Source organism: Pantoea sp. QMID4 (assembly GCF_030270445.1).
In the GTDB taxonomy this organism is placed as follows: domain Bacteria; phylum Pseudomonadota; class Gammaproteobacteria; order Enterobacterales; family Enterobacteriaceae; genus Pantoea; species Pantoea vagans.
In genome coordinates this window covers 191,267-207,307 of sequence record NZ_BSXL01000003.1, presented here as the reverse complement: position 1 = coordinate 207,307, position 16,041 = coordinate 191,267, and the positions used below count along the sequence as shown (strand labels likewise).

12 protein-coding genes are annotated in these 16,041 nt (G+C 54.2%); 7 read left to right on the top strand and 5 right to left on the bottom strand.

What is annotated here, in order from left to right; genetic code table 11:
* Positions 1-37: 37 nt before the first annotated feature.
* Together endA and QSK07_RS08380 are read right to left on the bottom strand one after the other, a co-directional pair.
* Positions 38-742: a deoxyribonuclease I gene (gene endA / locus QSK07_RS08385; protein ID WP_033733696.1), complete on the bottom strand. Its 705-nt coding sequence runs from the start codon at positions 740-742 to the stop codon at positions 38-40.
* 76 nt (positions 743-818) lie between these two features.
* Positions 819-1,331, bottom strand: coding sequence for a SprT family zinc-dependent metalloprotease (locus QSK07_RS08380; protein ID WP_098052425.1), 513 nt, complete (start codon positions 1,329-1,331; stop codon positions 819-821).
* Positions 1,332-1,540: 209 nt separating this feature from the next.
* On the opposite strand from QSK07_RS08380, the gene QSK07_RS08375 reads away from it, so the two are divergent.
* Both QSK07_RS08375 and QSK07_RS08370 read left to right on the top strand, forming a co-directional pair.
* Complete coding sequence (locus QSK07_RS08375) at positions 1,541-2,686, top strand: glycosyltransferase (protein WP_285721339.1); 1,146 nt, start codon at positions 1,541-1,543, stop codon at positions 2,684-2,686.
* Entirely contained in the window at positions 2,676-3,944 is a 1,269-nt protein-coding gene (locus QSK07_RS08370; protein WP_285762113.1) for an O-antigen ligase family protein, read from the top strand. Before QSK07_RS08375 ends, QSK07_RS08370 begins: the two co-directional genes overlap by 11 nt.
* Positions 3,945-4,024: 80 nt before the next feature.
* On the opposite strand, the gene QSK07_RS08365 is transcribed toward QSK07_RS08370, so the two are convergent.
* The gene (locus tag QSK07_RS08365; protein ID WP_098052428.1) at positions 4,025-5,422 is read right to left on the bottom strand and encodes a sugar porter family MFS transporter; all 1,398 of its coding nucleotides are present in this window, start codon (positions 5,420-5,422) and stop codon (positions 4,025-4,027) included.
* A 533-nt stretch (positions 5,423-5,955) separates the two neighbouring features.
* Positions 5,956-7,107: a methionine adenosyltransferase gene (gene metK / locus QSK07_RS08360; protein WP_098052429.1), complete on the bottom strand. Its 1,152-nt coding sequence runs from the start codon at positions 7,105-7,107 to the stop codon at positions 5,956-5,958.
* A gap of 842 nt (positions 7,108-7,949) precedes the next feature.
* Here metK and speA point away from each other — a divergent pair.
* The 3 genes from speA (at position 7,950) to QSK07_RS08345 (ending at position 11,620) form a co-directional block, all read left to right on the top strand.
* On the top strand, positions 7,950-9,926 hold the full coding sequence (gene speA / locus QSK07_RS08355; protein ID WP_098052431.1) for a biosynthetic arginine decarboxylase: 1,977 nt from the start codon (positions 7,950-7,952) through the stop codon (positions 9,924-9,926).
* A gap of 171 nt (positions 9,927-10,097) precedes the next feature.
* Positions 10,098-11,018, top strand: a complete 921-nt coding sequence (speB, locus tag QSK07_RS08350) for an agmatinase (protein ID WP_285721337.1) — start codon at positions 10,098-10,100, stop codon at positions 11,016-11,018.
* Between the two features lie 191 nt (positions 11,019-11,209).
* Positions 11,210-11,620 carry a YidB family protein gene (locus QSK07_RS08345; protein ID WP_098052433.1) on the top strand — a complete coding sequence of 137 codons (411 nt, stop codon included), beginning with the start codon at positions 11,210-11,212 and terminating at the stop codon, positions 11,618-11,620.
* 64 nt (positions 11,621-11,684) lie between these two features.
* Here the strand turns inward: QSK07_RS08345 and loiP are convergent, their stop codons facing one another.
* Entirely contained in the window at positions 11,685-12,440 is a 756-nt protein-coding gene (loiP, locus tag QSK07_RS08340) for a metalloprotease LoiP (protein WP_098052434.1), read from the bottom strand.
* A gap of 271 nt (positions 12,441-12,711) precedes the next feature.
* On the opposite strand from loiP, the gene tkt reads away from it, so the two are divergent.
* Positions 12,712-14,706, top strand: a complete 1,995-nt coding sequence (gene tkt / locus QSK07_RS08335; RefSeq protein WP_285721336.1) for a transketolase — start codon at positions 12,712-12,714, stop codon at positions 14,704-14,706.
* Positions 14,707-15,020: 314 nt separating this feature from the next.
* Positions 15,021-16,040 carry an erythrose-4-phosphate dehydrogenase gene (gene epd / locus QSK07_RS08330; protein ID WP_033733686.1) on the top strand — a complete coding sequence of 340 codons (1,020 nt, stop codon included), beginning with the start codon at positions 15,021-15,023 and terminating at the stop codon, positions 16,038-16,040.
* The last annotated feature ends 1 nt before the right edge of the window (position 16,041 follow it).

Genomic DNA, 16,041 nt, shown 5'->3' with positions numbered 1-16,041 from the left:
GCGTCATGGGAAAAAAAGCTAGTGTAGGGCAGGGGTTTTAGCGCTGGCAAGCCTGCTGCACATAAGGATTGTGATTGCCCTGAACCTTTGCAATGCGCTGGTCGCGTTCGCACTCCCATTTTGTGACAGGATAGAGCTTGTCCCAGGCGGTAAACAGCTGCGTCTGCTGGCGCGAAATGCGCAGATGATACTGGTCGCGCATGTAAAAGTAGGTACGGGCAATGGCACCGCGCGCCCGCGCGGGTGGCTCCGCCTGTTTAAGTTTGAAATCGATCTTCATCTCACACTGGCCGTACTGCTTCTCGCTGCCGTTCCATTGACTGTAGGCGAAGTTACCACGGTCGCCATTCACTTCACCCACTGCGGGCTGAAGGTTATGCAAATCAGTTTCGATGCGGCGATAGTCGGGGTCCTTGCTGCAGTTTTTGCGGCCACCGTCCTGCCAGCACTGGCGCTGATGACCAAACTCCCAGGCCGGCATCACATGTTCCCACTCAATGCGCCCGGCGCGATTGGCGTTCTTGCGCACCTGATAGCCACAGCTGTTGAGATCGGGAATGCCCTTCTTGCCCTGCCACTGAATCTTACAGCCACAGTAGAATGAACCCGGTGCATCGGCGTTAATCGCCGCCGCAAAGGTTTTGGCCTGCTGGAAGTTATTTTGATGATAGTTATTCAGATTAAGGGCGTCAGCGGCAGGTGCAAACAGCAGCGCCACCGCCAGACTTAGTATGCGAGACATATTCCGGATTTCTTCCTGGTACGAAAAAGGGCGGCAGGTTAACAGAATGCGGAATAGGGCGGAATGGGGATTGTTCTCAGGAAGCGACAAACTCGCCTGCGACCAGCAGGCTGCCACAGTGCACGCAGCGATATTCACTCTCTTTGCGCAGAACACGATTGTGGCGGCGAACCGTCAGCTGATGCTGCTGGCACTGACAGCGGTAAGCAAAGGTGTTACTGCGCACGGAGGCGATTTCAAACTGATGGGTGCGGCGTGCCGGCACCCCCAGCACCTGCTCCATCATCCACTTCCACTCTTTGCCGTGCGGTGCGACGCGGCCAAACTGTTTCCACACCAGCAGATGCGCCAGCTCATGCGGCACCACTTCATCGATAAACGCCTGCTGGTTTTCCAGCAGCAGCACCGGATTGATGCGGATCTCCCAGGCGTTAAGCCAGGCAGTGCCCGCCGCCGTACCGCGTTGCTGGTAGAGCAACTTCGGTTCCGGATAATGGGTTTTCAGGGCCTGATTTGCACGCTCAAGTGATTTGCGCAGTGAGCGCATCACGGCCTGCTGCAGGGCAATGGGAAGACGAGGTGTTTTCATGGCGCTCAGAATAATCGCCGTCGCCCTGGAACTCAATGTTACCCGCAAAAACGACAGCGCAGCGACTATACTCATCCGCCAGTTTCAATCCATACGATCCAGCGCGGTCGTGTGGCACGGCGAGCCCCTGCGATGAGTTAAAATTCTGGATTAAATATTGTTACGGTCTTTTTTAGAATATCCTGTTGATAATGTTCACTGCAGAGTGAATGGATCAGAAGCGGAAGGCACAGTGTACGGACAACGCAATGAAAAATAATAACATCAGGAAACAGCGTATTGTGCTGGTTACCGATCTCATGGCTGGCCGCGGCGGTATGGAGAATGTGACCTGCCAGCTGATTACCGCCCTGAATGCGGAACCCGGAACGGAAGCGGGGCTGTTTATTATCAACAGCGGAGAGGAGAGCCTCTCCCGTGCCTGGACTGCCAACGCCGTTTTATCAGAGAGCGTCTGCACGCTGCGGAATAAGAAAATAAAAAATCTTATTCATACGCTGAGAATGGCCGCCTTTTTTCGTCGCTATCAGCCCGACCATGTCCTGACCCTCAATACCATTCCCTGTCTGATGACGCGCCGGGCCATTACGCTCTCAGGACGCAAAATCGTGTTGTCGAGCTGGATGCACCTGCCACCGCGGGAGCGCTATCGTCCCCACTATCTGCTGCGGGCCGATCACCATTTTGCTATCAGTAAGCAGATCAAAGAGCAACTGGTGGAGTTGGGCGCATCCGCCACTGACGTTGACGTCATCTATAACCCGATCCGGCGTAATGACGTGGTTATCGGCAGGCCGCAGGGGCTGAAGTTTCTCTATATCGGTCGCGTCCATTTTCAGCGGCAGAAACAGCTTAAAGATCTGTTTGATGCGTTAAAGCATCTGGATGCGCCATGGACGCTGGAGATTGTGGGTGACGGAGAAGATCTGATGCAGTGTCAGCACTACGTGGCGCAACTCGGCATTCTGGATCGCATCACCTGGCATGGCTGGCAGGAGAATGCCTGGGAGTATGTTATCCGCCATATCAGGCAGGTTACCTGTCTGATCATGACCTCGAACTTTGAAGGCTTCCCGCTGATCCTGCTGGAGGCGATGTCACGGGGTGTCTACTGCGTCTCATCCGACTGCATCAGCGGCCCGTCAGAGATTATTCAAAACGGTCTCAATGGTCAGCTCTACCCCACTAATGACAGCATGGCGCTGTCCGCTATTCTCAACGCGATGAGCCGGGATTTCCACTTTCCCGATCATCAGGCTATTAAAGCGAGCATCACCGGTTTTTATGAGGAAAATTATATGAAGCACCTGATGAGTGCGTTTAACCGTCTGACTGAGGTTAAGCATGACGAATAAAAGCAGTCGTAATGGATTAACGTTAATGGTTAATGCTTCAGTTATTGCGCTCTGTCTGGCGTTGTCACTGAATATGTTTGTTTCCGGCCTGCCGCAAAAAATATTTTATCTGGTCTCTTACCTCTCCGTCGCGTCTGTGTTGTATGGCCTGGTGCGCAGGCGAGTGGCGTTTAAAGAGAACGGTTTTTATGTCGTCCTGTTTGCTGTGCTGATTTTCTTTGCTCTGATCCGTCTGTTCTGGGCGATACACACAAAGGGGCTTGAGACCGCACCTTCAAACGATGCCATCACCAATATCGGCAACTATCTGCTGGGGGCGAAGCGGCTGTTGCTGGGAGCCTTTGTGCTGCTCAGTCTGGCGATTTATGGCAACCGGGTCTCTGCAACCACGCTGCGCATTGGAAAAGTGTTAATTCTGGTCGGTCTGCTGATTACGCTGGGCTTTGGTATTCATGAGCATCTTTATACCGAGAATATCCGCATCAAGCTCACCACCGAAGCGGCCTCGATGTCCTCCTACATGATTCTGTTTATCTACTGCGCCTGGCTGTGGCTGAGTCGTTACGAGACGCACGCATACTGGAAGATTGCCGATATCGCTGTGCTGGCTGTGACTTTTGCCTTGCTCTGCCTGTGCGGCACCCGCGTAACGCTGATTGCGCTGATTGCCGTGGGGCTGCTGTTCCTGTTGCAGACCTGGCGGCTGTCGCTGCTGACCAACTGGCGAATCAGCGCATTGCTGGTGGGCGTGCTGGCGGTGCTGATCCTGATGACCAGTAACCGCTGGGCAGAAGGGATGCAGGACATTGAGAACTACGGATCAAACAGCTCGACCTCGCTGGGTGCGCGTGTGGCTATCTGGGGCGGGGCAGTTAACTTTATTGAGCATCATGGCGGTTTTGCCACGCCGGATGCGCGCACTACCGAGGCGCGTCAGTTCATCATGGCGCACTATCCGCTTAATGTTGAAGGCTACACCAACGTTAAATACAACATGCACAATGAGTTTCTGGAAGTGACGACGCTGCAGGGCTGGCTGGGCGCGCTGTCGCTGGCGCTGCTCTATCTGGCTGTGCTTAGCGGCGTGCTGAAGAAGTGCAATCTGCGCGGCGTGACGCTGCCGATGCTGGCACTGTTTATCTGCGGATTGACCGATTCGGTACTGCCGTATAATCAGACAGCGACTATTTTCATTATGGCGCTGGCACTCTGCTGCATACGGCAGCCATTGCCGGCAGGCCGAATTAACACGCTTTAATCATGCATTGAACACATAAAAACGGCGGGGTTTCCAGAGAAACCCCGCCGTTTTTTTACCGCATTTTTTATCGGGTAATATTAGTCACGTGAACCGATGTCGCGCAGTTTCTTACCTGCCATCAGGTTACGTTCGATGTGTTCCAGCGAGACGTTTTTGGTCTCAGGAATCAGCATCAGCGTCAGCAGAATGAAGAACAGGTTAAGCAGTGCGTAGACCCAGAAGGTGTTTGCGTTGCCCAGCGTATTCAGCATCGTCAGGAAGGTGGCGCCCACGATCATGTTTGCGATCCAGTTGGTGGTCGTGGAAACCGTGATACCGAAATCGCGGCCTTTTAGCGGCTGAATTTCGGAACAGAGCACCCAGATCAACGGACCGGCTGACATTGCAAAACCAACGATAAACATCAGCAGCATACCGACCGCGAAGTACTGCGCGCCCGCGGAGTGAATGCCAAAGTGCAGCATCGTACCCAGCACGCCCATACCGGCTGCCATCACCATAAAGCCCAGAATCAGCGTAGGTTTACGGCCCCAGCGATCCACCAGGCCAATGGCGATGAAGGTGGCCAGTACGTTGACCAGACCTACAATCACCGTGCCCCACATCTGCTGGGTGGTGTTAGTGAAGCCCGCGATTTCAAAGATTTTCGGCGCGTAATACATGATGACGTTCATGCCGGTAAACTGCTGCATGACCTGCAACAGGATGCCCAGATAGACCGCACGACGGAAATGGCTGCTGCTGGTGAACAGACCCCAGCCAGACTGTTTGATCTTCAGGCTTTCACGAATCTCTTCCAGTTCACGTTTTGCCTGCTCACTGGTGTCACGCAGACGATCCAGCACGCGTTGTGCATCACGGAAGTTGCCTCGCGCCGCCAGCCAGCGTGGGCTGTTTGGCAGGAAGAAAACGCCGATCAGCAACAGCAGAGCCGGAATAGTGATGATGCCCAGCATCCAGCGCCAGTTGCCGGTAAAGCTGAAGGCGGTATCGGAAAGGTAAGCACCCAGAATACCGATGGTGATCATCAGCTGGTAAAGCGAAATCATACTGCCGCGAATTTTTTCCGGCGCGATCTCAGAAAGATAAAGCGGGGCGGTATAAGAGGCAATACCGACAGCCAGGCCCAGCAGAACGCGGGCGCTGATCAGCATTTCCGGGTTTGGCGACATCGCCGACCAGAGGGAACCGATAACGAACAGGATCGCACCGGCCATCAGGCTTTTTTTACGGCCCAGGCGGGATGACATCCAGCCGCTGCCGATAGCACCGACCGCCGCACCAAACATCATGGAACTGACGATCCACTCCTGCTGATGGGGGGTAACATTAAAGTCCTTTGCGATAAATGGCAGGGCACCGGCGATAACGCCGATATCCAGACCGAACAGCAGTCCCGCAAGGGCCGCCAGAAAGCAGACAAATAAGGTCATTGCCTTATTTGAAGTTCTGCTTTTGTGTGTATTGCCAGGCATGGAAGCCTCCAGGTTTATCCATCATTGTTTTTATCAATGTTAAAAAACCTTTTGCGAGAAAAAAGTGAGGCTGATCACATCAGTGTAATCGCTTACACACGCTGAAACCCTGAAATTCAGCATATTTTTCCCGGAAAGATTAATTAACCAGTGAGGTATAGCACTCATTAAGTTTCTGACAATGCTCTATTTAGTGGCTATCAGACGACGCTGAAAATAACGCATTTTCAGCATAATAACTACGTGCGTTAATTCCTAAATATCAGAAAAACAAAGCATTTCAATTTGTAATCGTTAACATTTTGTCGTCAGAAAAAGCGAAAGGAAGTGTAGCTGAGAATGAAAATTTTGCTGAAGAGTGAAAGAGATGCCGGGCAGATTTGTTTTTTTAACGTCTGACGGTTGCCAGTTACTGTACGGATAGAGCATTCAGCCTGCAGGCGTAAGAAAGCATTCTCTGGTCAGCAGTGGGGCAGAAAAGGCGATAAAAAACCCCGCCGCAGGGGCAGGGTTTTCATCAGCCGTCGCTGAACTTACAGGCCAGCTGCTTCACGCAGCAGAGCCGCTTTGTCGGTTTTTTCCCATGGGAAATGTTCGCGACCAAAGTGACCGTAAGCCGCGGTCTCTTTATAGATTGGGTGCAGCAGATCAAGCATCTGAATCAGACCGTATGGACGCAGGTCGAAGAACTCGCGTACCAGCAGCGTCAACTGTTCGGTAGAGATTTTCTCAGTGCCGAAAGTTTCCACCATGATGGATGTCGGTTCAGCCACGCCGATTGCATAGGAAACCTGGATTTCACAACGGTCAGCCAGACCCGCCGCCACAATGTTTTTCGCCACGTAACGCGCTGCATAGGCTGCAGAGCGATCAACTTTTGATGGATCTTTACCCGAGAACGCACCGCCACCGTGACGCGCCATGCCGCCGTAGGTGTCCACGATGATTTTACGACCGGTCAGACCGCAATCGCCCATCGGGCCGCCGATCACAAAGCGACCGGTTGGGTTGATGTGATATTTGGTTGAGGCGCTCAGCCATTCTGCTGGCAGAACCGGCTTGATGATCTCTTCCATCACCGCTTCCTGCAGATCGTTCTGGCTGATGGATTCCGCATGCTGGGTAGAGAGCACGACGGCATCAATGCCGACGATTTTGCCATCGTCATACTGGAAAGTGACCTGACTCTTGGCATCCGGACGCAGCCACGGCAGCGTGCCGTTTTTACGCACTTCAGCCTGACGCTGTACCAGACGGTGCGCATAGGTCACCGGCGCAGGCATCAGTACGTCTGTTTCGTTAGTAGCGTAGCCGAACATCAGGCCCTGATCGCCCGCGCCCTGTTCCAGCGGATCGGTGCGGTCAACGCCCTGGTTGATATCCTGAGACTGTTTACCAATCGCGCTTAACACGGCGCAGGAGTTGGCATCAAAGCCCATATCGGAATGAACATAGCCGATTTCACGTACGGTCTTACGGGTGATCTCTTCGATATCAACCCAGGCGCTGGTGGTGATTTCACCGCCAACCAGCACCATACCGGTTTTAACGTAAGTTTCGCAGGCCACGCGCGCTTTCGGATCCTGTTCAAGGATCGCATCCAGCACAGCATCGGAGATCTGGTCGGCGATTTTATCGGGATGTCCTTCTGATACGGACTCGGACGTAAAAAGGTGTTTAGCCATTCTGTTCTTTACCTTAAATATGGTTTGAGTACGACTGCATAGCGCCAGTGAGGTTGTCTGACCTGACGCCCCTTCAGGCAAAGCCGCGAGCAGTGAGGTTGTGTCAGCACAGCGGGCCAACACCGCCTGGATAGTAACCTGTTTAGATGGAAAACCATCTGGACGGCTATTTTAGGATAGAGGGGAAACCAATTACCAGCCCTTTTTCTGTTTCAGCATTTAACCTGTTATCGTTATCGACATAATTTGCTGACACTTCACGCAATTCCCGGATAATCTTTTTGCATTTTAGGACTGTAAACTGTATAAAACGCCGCTGCTCCAGGAGCAGCAGCAAGAATGACGCCACTATCTGCGTCGCGCCTGTCGGACTCTGATCTGGCTTTCACCCAGGTTGTTTTCCATGTGCCCTGGCATATGTGGAGGTGATACAAGTAATGAACCACGCTTTTTCTTTTTCCGGTTCTCTGCGCTGCGGCGTGGCGCTGGCTCTCTCCTGCTTCCCATCTGTTACTCTTTTCTGCCGGCACTCTGTGCGATGCGGTAATTTTACCGACACAGGCGCCGACTAATCTCTATCTCTGCCCGATCGGTTTCGTCTCTTCTCTGCACCCGCGCAGCGGAACGACGCAGATTATCCATGGTCAATAGTGATCGGTTAAATGTTCTCTGTTTCAACGGAGATGGCCAGGGTGTTTTACACTTAACTCTCATGCGTGAATCACGCTGACGGCAATGTCAGGTGAACAGGACAGTGCATTTAATGTGGCAACAGATTTTCAGATTAGCGGCCATAAAGCCGGTTAACAGTTCTATCTTTCAACGAAAAATTGAGGTTCGCGATGTCTGACGACATGAAGAATATCAAAGGTTCGTCAGCTGGCGAACAGGGTACACTCCGCTCCATGCAGGAGGTTGCAATGAACGATCAGGATGCGAGCAAAATGTTGCGTACGTACAACATCGCCTGGTGGGGCAACAACTATTACGACGTTAACGAACTGGGCCACATCAGTGTCTGCCCCGATCCGGATCGTCCGGATGTGCGCGTTGATTTAGCCCGCCTGGTGAAAGAGCGCGAAGCACAGGGCCAGCGTCTGCCCGCCTTGTTCTGCTTCCCGCAGATCCTGCAGCATCGTCTGCGTTCGATTAACGCCGCCTTTAAGCGTGCGCGCGAATCTTACGGTTACAAAGGCGACTACTTCCTGGTTTACCCGATCAAAGTTAACCAGCACAAACGCGTCATCGAATCGCTGATTCACTCTGGGGAACCGCTGGGACTGGAAGCAGGTTCGAAAGCAGAGCTGATGGCGGTGCTGGCGCACGCCGGTCAGACCCGTTCAGTGATCGTCTGTAACGGCTATAAAGACCGCGAATATATTCGTCTGGCGCTGATCGGCGAGAAGATGGGCCACAAGGTCTATCTGGTGCTGGAGAAGATGACAGAAGTACGGCTGGTACTGGAAGAAGCAGAACGTCTGAATGTGGTGCCGCGTCTCGGTATCCGTGCACGTCTGGCTTCGCAGGGCTCCGGTAAATGGCAGTCGAGCGGCGGCGAAAAGTCGAAGTTTGGCCTGTCCGCGACGCAGGTGCTGAAGCTGGTTGAGATCATGCGCGAAGCGGGTCGCATCGACAGCCTGCAGCTGCTGCACTTCCATCTGGGTTCGCAGATGTCCAACATTCGCGACATCGCCACCGGTGTGCGCGAGTCGGCGCGCTTCTACGTCGAACTGGCGAAGCTGGGCGTCAACATCAAATGTTTCGACGTCGGCGGCGGTCTGGGCGTCGATTACGAAGGCACACGATCGCAGTCTGACTGCTCGGTCAACTATGGCCTGAATGAGTACGCCAACAATGTGATCTGGGCGATTGGTGCGGCCTGTGATGAGCACGATCTGGACCATCCGACGGTGATCACCGAGTCGGGTCGTGCCGTGACTGCGCATCACACGGTGCTGGTTTCCAACATCATCGGTGTGGAGCGTAACGAGTTCAGCGAACCCGAAACGCCGGATGCGGATGCGCCGCGCCCGATCCTCAGCATGTGGGAAACCTGGCAGGAGATGCACGAGCCGGACACCCGTCGTTCGCTGCGTGAATGGCTGCATGACAGCCAGATGGATTTGTCTGATATCCACACCGGCTACGCGTCCGGTACTTACAATCTCAAACAGCGTTCATGGGCTGAGCAGCTCTATCTGAGCATCTGCCATTACATTCAGCAGCATCTGGATCCCAGCAACCGTGCGCACCGTCCGATCATCGATGAACTGCAGGAGCGGATGGCGGATAAGATCTATGTTAACTTCTCGCTGTTCCAGTCTATGCCGGATGCGTGGGGTATCGATCAGCTGTTCCCGGTTCTGCCGCTGGAAGGGCTGAACAAGAAGCCAGAGCGTCGTGCCGTGCTGCTCGACATCACCTGTGACTCTGATGGCACCATCGATCACTACGTCGATGGCGACGGTATCGCGACCACCATGCCGATGCCGCAATATGACGTTGATAACCCGCCGATGTTAGGCTTCTTTATGGTTGGGGCTTATCAGGAAATCCTGGGCAACATGCACAATCTGTTCGGTGACACCGAAGCGGTGGATGTTTACGCACGCGAAAATGGCGAAGTGGAAGTGCAGCTTTCGGATGAAGGTGACACCGTGGCTGACATGCTGCGTTACGTGCAGCTTGACCCTAACGAGCTGATGGCGCTGTTCCGCAATCAGGTGCAGGCGTCCGATCTCGACGACGAGCTGCGCGGGCAGTTCCTGGAAGAGTTTGAGAGCGGCCTCTACGGATATACCTATTTAGAAGATGAGTAATCGGCCCCGGCAGCCCGCAATCGCATATTGCAGTTGCCGTTAACTATGTCGATAATCTGAACCACTCAATCCCTTCCTCGTCGGGCCTAACGACGCGGAGGGGATTTTTTTTCATCTCAACCTTAATGGCTTGCGGGCCTGGCCCGACTAACGCATATAGAGAGAGCAATTATGTATAACACGCTTGGCAATCAGTACGACAACTCCCTGGTTTCTAACGCCTTTGGCTTCATGCGTTTTCCGCTGAATTTCCAGCCTTACGACAGCGACGCCGAGTGGGTTATCACCGGCGTGCCGTTTGATGCCGCCACTTCCGGTCGTCCGGGCAGCCGCCTGGGGCCGGGCGCAATCCGTCAGATCTCTACTAATCTGGCCTGGGAAGGCTGCCGCTGGCCGTGGGATTTCGACCTGCGTCAGCGCCTGAACGTCGTCGACTGTGGCGATCTGGTTTACGCCTTCGGCGATTCGCAGGACCTCTCTGACAAGTTACAGGCCCATGCTGAAAAACTGCTGGCCAACGGCAAGCGCATGATGACCTTTGGCGGTGACCACTACGTCACGCTGCCCCTGCTGCGCGCTCATGCAAAACATTTCGGCAAGATGGCGCTGGTGCACTTTGATGCCCATACTGACACCTACTCCAACGGCCCGACCTTTGACCACGGCACCATGTTCTTTACCGCGCCGAAAGAGGGTCTGATCGATCCACAGCACTCGGTGCAGATCGGTATCCGTACCGAGTTCGACAGGAGCCTGGGCTTCAACGTGCTGGATGCGGCGCAGGTCAATGACCGCAGCGTTGACGATATCCTCGCCGAAGTAAAACGCACCGTTGGCGATCTGCCGGTTTACCTGACCTTCGATATCGACTGTCTGGACCCGGCCCATGCGCCTGGCACCGGCACACCGGTCATAGGCGGCCTGACCACCGATAAAGCGACCAAGCTGATTCGTGGTCTGCAGGGCATGAACATTGTCGGCATGGATCTGGTGGAAGTGGCACCGGGTTACGATCACGCTGATCTGACAGCACTGGCGGCGGCGACGCTGGTACTGGATATGCTGCATGTTCAGGCCGTGAACAAAGGCTAATCCCGACCTCAGCCTGCCGGGTCAATCCGGCAGGCTTTGCGCCGCCACCTGAAGCGGCGTAGTGCCAGTAACGATTTCCATCCGCTTTTGCCCTCCAGATTCTTTCCCCTTGTGACACCGCACGCGCCTCAGGCGTAACTACGCATCAGCAACTAAACTGACTGATATCAATTCTCAATGTGGAGGCAATTATGGGCTTTCTGGATGAACTGGCGGGAGCGCTGCAAGGCAACCAGAGTGACGGACATCTGCCTGGACAGCTGCAGGCGGTCTGGCACTGGGTACAGGAGCAGGGTGGCATCGAAGTGCTGCTGCAAAAATTCCAGCAGGGCGGGCTGGGTGAGGTGTTTGGTTCATGGATCGGCACAGGGACAAATCAGCCGGTAGAACACAGCGACATCCACTCGGCGTTTGGTGAGGCGGAACTGCAGTCACTGGCGGATAAGCTGGGAACCGACGTGAAGGGCGCAGCGGGCACGCTGGCAGTTATCCTGCCGCAGCTGATCGATAAGATGTCACCTCAGGGGCACATGGATGAAGCATCGCTGCACGAGAACAAACTCGATTTAGGTTCGATGGTGGATCAGATCTTCAGACGTTAGGTCAGAGATACGGACGTGACACGCTCTGCAGGCGCATGCACCGCGCATGCGCCTGACGTCTGTATTACTTCGCGTCAGCAGCAATGCGCTCACGGATGTGCTCGGCGCGTGCTTCAGAAGCAGGGTGCGAGTCAAACATTGAGCTCTGACGTCCCTGTTCCAGTTTCGCCAGTTTCTCGAAGCTGGTCACCAGACCTTCCGGATTGATATTGCGCTTCTTCATCAAATCGTAGGAGTAGTCATCCGCCTGCGATTCCTGCGTCTGGGAGAACTGCGCATTAACCAGTTTTTCACCCATTTCACCCAGCTGCGACTGCGACAGTGAACCGATCACGCCGCCCACCGAGGCTGCTGCCGTGCGGGCTGCGGTCGTGGCATATGCCAGCTGCATTGCCTTGCGCGTATGACCTAACGCCACGTGACCCATCTCATGGCCCAGGACGCCTTCCACTTCATTGTCGGTCATCATATCCATCAGGCCGCTGTAAACGCGGATACAGCCGTTCGCCATCGCCCAGGCGTTGACATCTTTTGTCTGATAAACCTTGTAGTTAGCCGGCACGCCATTGATGTTGTCGCCCAGCGCGGCTGCGATCTTGTTCAGGCGCTGCTGATACTCACTGTTAGCAGGCGCAACCTGATTATCTTTGTCCATCTGCTCACAGGATTTATCGCTCAGCTGCTTAACCTGATCGTCGCTCAGGGTGTACGCCTGAAACGCCTGCGCGCCCGACTGCATCAGTCCATTATTGTCTAAACCCTGACAGCCGCTGAGCAGCGTTGCCAGCCCAAGCGCTAACACCGTTTTCTGGATTCTCATGCTCTATCCCATTCATAACAAGGTAAGAAAAACAAACACCTGAAACTCAGTCAGGTGAATAAACGATTTGGTTATAGCGTGCCAGTCTGCACTTTGCTAGCAGAGTTGGCCGGAAAAGCCATACGAAGCGGTTACATTTAGCGTTTTACAACATGTACTTTTGACCCGATTTTCATGTACATTGTTGAGCAACTTTTTCCTTGTTTTGCCCACTAACTCATTAATAACAATAAGTTAAGGTGCGAAGCATTAATCCGACCTGGAGTAGAAAATGCCCTCTCGTAAAGAGCTTGCCAACGCCATTCGTGCGTTAAGTATGGATGCAGTACAGAAAGCGAAATCGGGACATCCGGGTGCCCCAATGGGCATGGCGGACATCGCTGAAGTACTCTGGCGCGGCTACCTGAACCACAATCCAACCAACCCGCTGTGGGCTGATCGCGACCGTTTCGTGCTCTCTAACGGTCACGGCTCCATGCTGATCTACAGCCTGCTGCACCTGACCGGCTACGATCTGCCACTGAGCGAACTGGAAAACTTCCGCCAGCTGCACTCAAAAACTCCAGGTCACCCGGAATATGGCTACACCGTGGGCGTTGAAACCACCACAGGTCCGCTGGGGCAGGGCATCGCGAACGCAGTTGGCTTCGCCATTGCAGAACGCACGCTGGCCGCACAGTTCAACCGTCCGGGTCATGACATCGTAGACCACAACACATATGTCTTCATGGGTGATGGCTGCATGATGGAAGGCATTTCGCACGAAGTCTGCTCACTGGCCGGTACGCTGAAGCTGGGCAAACTGGTTGCGTTTTATGATGACAATGGCATCTCCATCGACGGCCACATTGATGGCTGGTTCACCGATGACACCGCGAAGCGCTTTGAAGCGTACGGCTGGCACGTGGTGCGCGGCGTTGATGGTCACGATGCGGATGCGATTGCTAAAGCGATCGACGAAGCGAAAAGCGTCAGTGACAAGCCTTCACTGCTGATGTGCAAAACCGTTATCGGCTTTGGTTCACCGAACAAAGCGGGCACGCATGATTCACACGGCGCACCGCTGGGTGATGATGAAGTGGCACTGACCCGCAAACAGTTGGGCTGGAACCACGCACCTTTCGTTATTCCTTCTGACATTTACGCAGAGTGGGACGCGAAAGAAGCGGGCCAGGCAAAAGAGTCTGCATGGGATGAGAAATTCGCTGCGTATGCGCAGGCACATCCTGAACTGGCTGCCGAGTTCAAACGTCGCGTCAGCAACGAACTGCCCGCTAACTGGCAGGAAGAGTCGCAGAAGTTCGTTGAGCAGCTGCAGGCGAACCCGGCGAAGATCGCCAGCCGTAAAGCCTCACAGAACGCTATCGAAGCCTTTGGTAAAATTCTGCCGGAATACCTGGGCGGCTCAGCCGACCTGGCACCGAGCAACCTGACTATCTGGTCTGGCTCTAAGCCAATCAACGAAGATGCAGCGGGTAACTACATCCATTACGGCGTGCGCGAGTTCGGTATGACCGCTATCGCTAACGGCCTGGCGCTGCATGGCGGCTTCCTGCCGTACACCGCCACCTTCCTGATGTTCGTTGAATATGCGCGTAATGCAGCGCGTATGGCGGCACTGATGAAGATCCGTCAGATCATGGTCTACACCCACGACTCTATCGGTCTGGGCGAAGATGGCCCGACGCACCAGCCGGTTGAACAGATGGCGAGCCTGCGTACCACGCCAAATATGAGCCTGTGGCGTCCCTGTGACCAGGTTGAATCTGCCGTGGCGTGGAAATATGCCATCGAACGTAAAGATGGCCCGACGGCACTGATCTTCTCTCGTCAGAACCTTGCACAGCAGGAACGTGACGCTGTACAGCTGGCTAACGTGGCACGTGGCGGTTATGTGCTGAAAGATTGCGACGACACCCCTGAGCTGATCCTGATCGCCACCGGTTCAGAAGTTGAACTGGCTGTCGGTGCCTGGGACAAACTTACCAGCAAAGGCCGCAAAGTGCGCGTGGTCTCTATGCCGTCAACGGATGCTTTCGACAAGCAGAGCGATGAGTACCGCGAATCTGTACTGCCGAAAGCGGTCAGCGCGCGTGTCGCTATCGAAGCGGGCATCGCGGATTACTGGTTCAAATACACCGGCCTGAACGGCACTATCGTGGGTATGACCAGCTTCGGCGAATCTGCACCTGCGGATCAGCTGTTTGAACTGTTTGGCTTCACCGTCGACAACGTGGTCGCGAAAGCGAAAGCGCTGCTGGCGTAAAAAACCGGCCAGACGGGTCTGTTCCCGTCTGGCAGTAAAAGAACAGGGGCGAAATTTTCGTCCCTGTATATATTATTCCTCCAGTAATAACTGACTATGGCCCGAATTTGTGACGTAGATCCAAATTTAAGCAGTCAGATTGATCACAGTCATTCCTGTTATTCCTTCCTTCTATTATTGTAGCTGAACCGTTTCAGTCGCTGTGCATACCGCGCTGATTTCGGACAATGCCGGGTAAGAATCTCCTGTACAAAATGCAGTGAAACGCTCAGGCTAACGGCACGTTTTTTTCAGTCTGACGTGGCAGGAGAGAAATGACGGTACGGGTAGCGATAAATGGTTTTGGCCGGATTGGACGCAACGTCCTGCGCGCGCTCTATGAAACGGGCCGGCGTGCAGAGATTACTGTGGTCGCTATTAACGAGCTGGCAGAAGCCACTGGTATGGCGCATCTGCTGAAATACGACACCAGCCATGGCCGTTTTGCTTTCGATGTCCGTCAGGAGCGCGATGTGATGTGGGTGGGGGGGGATACCCTGCGTATTTTGCACCGTGCAGACATTGCCGATTTGCCCTGGCGTGAACTCGACGTGGATGTGGTGCTGGACTGCACCGGCGTCTATGGTTCCCGGGCTGATGGCGAAGCACATCTGCAGGCTGGCGCTAAAAAAGTGCTTTTCTCTCATCCCGGCGGCAACGATCTCGACGCCACAGTGGTGTATGGCGTTAACCAGCAGGCACTGACCGCCAGCGACCGCATCGTTTCCAATGCCTCCTGTACGACGAACTGCATTATTCCGGTGATTAAGCTGCTGGATGATGCGTTTGGAATCGAATCCGGCACCGTCACGACGATCCACTCGGCGATGCATGATCAGCAGGTGATCGACGCCTATCACAGCGATCTGCGCCGCACACGCGCAGCCAGTCAGTCGATCATCCCGGTAGATACGCGTCTGGCGGCCGGCATTACCCGTATTTTTCCGAAATTCAACGATCGCTTTGAGGCGATAGCCGTTCGCGTCCCGACGATTAACGTGACGGCCATTGATCTCAGCGTTTCTGTGCATAACGCGGTGACAGCGTGTGATGTTAATACCCTGTTGCGAAGCGCGGCAGAAGGGGCATTTCGTGGTATAGTTGACTATACGGAATTACCGTTAGTCTCAGTAGATTTTAACCATGATCCGCACAGTGCCATTGTGGATGGAACACAAACGCGGGTCAGCGGTCAACACCTTATCAAGACCCTGGTCTGGTGTGACAACGAATGGGGCTTTGCTAACCGAATGCTTGATACGACGTTAGCGATGGCCGCAAGCGGTTTCAGGTAAG